Origin of the sequence: Mesorhizobium sp. M7A.F.Ca.US.005.03.2.1 (assembly GCF_003997795.1) — a bacterium.
GTDB lineage: Bacteria > Pseudomonadota > Alphaproteobacteria > Rhizobiales > Rhizobiaceae > Mesorhizobium > Mesorhizobium ciceri.
This window is the reverse complement of sequence record NZ_RZRP01000786.1, coordinates 1-2,957: the sequence shown is the minus strand read 5'-3', so window position 1 is coordinate 2,957 and position 2,957 is coordinate 1. Positions and strand designations below refer to the sequence as shown.

Below are 2,957 nucleotides of genomic sequence, written 5' to 3'. Positions count from 1 at the left end.
CACCTACACCATCGAGGGCGGATTTCCGACGGCGCGGTTCTGGACGCTCTACGCCGCCGACCAGTCGCTCAGCGTGGTCGAGACCGGCAAATCCCGGCTGGCGGCGCTGCAATCCTACGGGGTGGTGCGCCAGCCCGACAATTCGGTGATCATTTCCGCCGGCCATCACCCGATGCCCGGCAATTGGCTGCTGACAGACGGCTTCGGCAGGATGTATTTCGTGCTGACCTTCTACGACACGCCAATCGCCAGCAGCACGGGCCTGTCGGACGTCTCGCTGCCGCGGATCGTCAAGGTCGGCTGCAATGCGTAGTTTTTACGCTGCGACGCGCGGACTTCTGCATGCCGTCCTGCTCGGCTTGCTCGGTGCCGGCATCGTGCACATCGCCGTGCTGCTGCTGGTGCCTGAGTTTTCCGAGCGCGATGCCTGGTCGCGGCTGTCAATGGCGTCGGACCTCTACAAGATGACGCGGCTCGATGCCGAGGCCGGTGGCGCGCCCGTGGTGAAATCCGTCGATCCGCTGTTTTATGCGACGGCCTGCCGGTTCGACCTGGGCGAAGGTTTGGTCCGCGTCAAGGCACCTGGACATGTCCCGTTCTGGTCGGTGTCGGTCTATGACCGCAGCGGCCACAACATCTATTCCTTCAACGACCACACAGCGACCGGCGGCGTTCTGGATGCCGTGGTGCTGACCCCGGCGCAGATGATCGACGTGCGCAAGGACCTTCCAGAGGATCTTCAGGGGGCGATCTTCGTCGAAGCGCCGATCGAGGAAGGCATCTTCGTCATCCGTGCCTTCGTCCCCGATGACAGCTGGAAGCCGATCGTGTCGCGCTTCTTCGAACAGAGTTCCTGTGAGTTGCAGGACTTCTAGAGCGTGTCGCGTCTGAACGGATTCAGACGACCCGCTTTAGGTCTTTGTTTTCATGCATGTCGTTCTCCAAAACCGAGGTCACTTTTGGGCGACATGCACTAGACATGATCCCGGACCAAAGGTCCGTGGCCGCCGAAACTCAGTGGTGCGGGACCGGCTTCGTCCCTGGCGACCCCGTCTTGTCGGGATCGACCGGCCGCACTTCGCCGGCATGCGACCGCTCATAGCGGATGCCGGGAAAGATGATCACCGCCGCCGGCATTTCGGCGGTTTGCTTTGCTCTGGTGTTTGGTGCCGTACGCGGCACGAAAGACAGTACCATGCCCATGGTTCGCGCATTCCTCTCGGTTTCCCCGGAGCACAACGCAACGCCTCCAAATGTCATTAAGGCCGGCAGAGGGTTAACGGAACGCTAACGGATCGTCGCTAACTTGATCTTTGTTCTTGGCGCTCGCAAAACCGGCACAGTCCCGGTCGAGCGCGCCAAGCTTGTGACGAGTACGGGCGTATCCTTCGTGTCATCTTCGGACTTCAGGCAAATCGCGGTAAGAAAAGACTCGGGAAAGGCCGAAAGGCTGTTCCGCGCCGCAGTGTCGGCGTTCTGCTCGCTCACCCGCCCTTCACGCCGCGAGATCGGCCAACTCGAAGACCTGACGCTGCCGCTGTTCAATGACGTGTCCGTCGAATCCCGCCGTTACGTGGCAGCCGCCCTTTCCGAATGCGAATACGCACCCGCCGCCCTGGTGCGCCGTCTTTGCGAGGAACCGGTCGACATTGCCGCGCCGCTGCTCATCCGCTCACGCGCCGTCAGCGACATCGATCTCATCGCCCTGATCGGGCGGCATGGCCTGCCGCATGCGCGTGCCATCGCGCGCCGCAAGGGCTTGAACTCGACCATTGCTGACCTGATCAGGGCCCTCGAGAGGCCAACCCTGGTGCGCGCGCCGGACCCGGATGCGAACGCCGCCGCGGCAGACAAGATCGCGCCAGCGAGCGCGGATACCGCCTCCGGCGAGCCAGCCCGGGAACAGACACTCGGCATCGCGGCCGAGAATGCACGGCGCAGGCTGCGCTCGATGATGCGCACCGGCGACGAGAAGACAGCGAGGACCGCCGACCCTTTCAAGGGCGCCGACACCTATATGAAATTGCGCGAGACAGCGCTGACGGGAAACGCCGCGTTCTTCCAGACCGCTCTCGCCGATGCACTCGACATCGATTTCGAGATCGCGCGATCGCTCACCGCCAACCAGAATTATGCCTCGCTGCTTGTCGCCTTGCGCTCGCTCGACCTCAGCGAAGACAGGGCCTTCCTGGTCACGGTTGCCGTCTATCCCAGCCAGTTCCCGCACCCGCAGGCTATCCGGACTTTCCTCGACCGCTACCGGCTGCTGCATCGCGAGGCGGCCCAGGACAAGATGCGGTCGTGGAGAGCGGAAATCCTTTCAAGGGTGGTTCGCGGCGCAGCACCTGCCAACAGCGATACACGCACCGCTTCGAACAGCGACGATGCGGCGGCTTCGTCCGGCCTCAGGGCGTCTTCACGGAAATAAGCTCCTCGACGGGCACGGCACCGGCCTCGATTTCGACCACCCAGATGTCGGGATCGAATTTTTTCTCCCGTTCCAGCCTGGCTTCGAGCACCGCGGGATCGTCACCAGCTCCGAGCAGAGTGAAAAACCGGTCGTCGGGCTTGGCCGAATCATAGCTTGTCTGCGGCGCCGGCCCGAACAGGGCAACCTCACCCAGCCTGCCCCGCGCCAGCACGAACACAGCGCCGGCCTCGGTCGCGCCACGCTTGACCACGGCGGCAAATCCACCGGCGCCGAAAATCCGGCGCAACAGGGCCGAAACCCACAGATCCGATGTGACGCGCATGAGAGAGCTCCCGAAACTGCCGGTTCTCTATCGATATTTCCGCCGCTCGGCGAGCCGTCGTTTCGGCCGTCAGTTGGTCAGGCCGATCTCGCGCATCTTGACGTAGACGATCTCATCGGGCTCGCCGGTCTGCGGCAGCCCGAACAGCGACTGGAATTCCTTGATCGCCGCCTTCGTGCGCGCGCCGACGACACCATCCAGCTG

Annotated in this window: 6 protein-coding genes; 3 read left to right on the top strand and 3 right to left on the bottom strand. The window is 63.3% G+C overall.

Annotated features, from left to right (window positions below; translation table 11 throughout):
• Both EN991_RS30290 and EN991_RS30285 read left to right on the top strand, forming a co-directional pair.
• Positions 1-313, top strand: a 313-nt coding sequence (locus tag EN991_RS30290; protein WP_127370119.1) for a DUF1214 domain-containing protein, incomplete at its 5' end; no start/stop codon positions are given.
• Positions 306-875, top strand: a complete 570-nt coding sequence (locus tag EN991_RS30285) for a DUF1254 domain-containing protein (protein ID WP_127370118.1) — start codon at positions 306-308, stop codon at positions 873-875. The genes EN991_RS30290 and EN991_RS30285, both read left to right, overlap by 8 nt.
• A 139-nt stretch (positions 876-1,014) precedes the next feature.
• Here EN991_RS30285 and EN991_RS30280 read toward each other — a convergent pair whose 3' ends face one another.
• Positions 1,015-1,203: a hypothetical protein gene (locus EN991_RS30280; protein ID WP_013532653.1), complete on the bottom strand. Its 189-nt coding sequence runs from the start codon at positions 1,201-1,203 to the stop codon at positions 1,015-1,017.
• A gap of 187 nt (positions 1,204-1,390) precedes the next feature.
• Between EN991_RS30280 and EN991_RS30275 the strand changes: the two genes are divergently transcribed.
• Complete coding sequence (locus EN991_RS30275) at positions 1,391-2,428, top strand: hypothetical protein (RefSeq protein ID WP_164753794.1); 1,038 nt, start codon at positions 1,391-1,393, stop codon at positions 2,426-2,428.
• Here EN991_RS30275 and EN991_RS30270 read toward each other — a convergent pair.
• Together EN991_RS30270 and EN991_RS30265 are read right to left on the bottom strand one after the other, a co-directional pair.
• Positions 2,406-2,753 carry a DUF1491 family protein gene (locus EN991_RS30270; RefSeq protein ID WP_013532655.1) on the bottom strand — a complete coding sequence of 116 codons (348 nt, stop codon included), beginning with the start codon at positions 2,751-2,753 and terminating at the stop codon, positions 2,406-2,408. The genes EN991_RS30275 and EN991_RS30270 overlap by 23 nt on opposite strands.
• Positions 2,754-2,822: 69 nt before the next feature.
• Positions 2,823-2,957, bottom strand: a 135-nt coding sequence (locus EN991_RS30265) for a peptidoglycan-binding domain-containing protein (RefSeq protein WP_164769477.1), incomplete at its 5' end; no start/stop codon positions are given.

Excerpts from the sequence above, each read along its gene's own strand:
- EN991_RS30285 (WP_127370118.1), top strand. The coding sequence starts at position 306 with ATGCGTAGTTTTTACGCTGCGACGCGCGGACTTCTGCATGCCGTCCTG.
- EN991_RS30280 (WP_013532653.1), bottom strand. The coding sequence starts at position 1,203 with ATGGGCATGGTACTGTCTTTCGTGCCGCGTACGGCACCAAACACCAGA.
- EN991_RS30270 (WP_013532655.1), bottom strand. The coding sequence starts at position 2,753 with ATGCGCGTCACATCGGATCTGTGGGTTTCGGCCCTGTTGCGCCGGATT.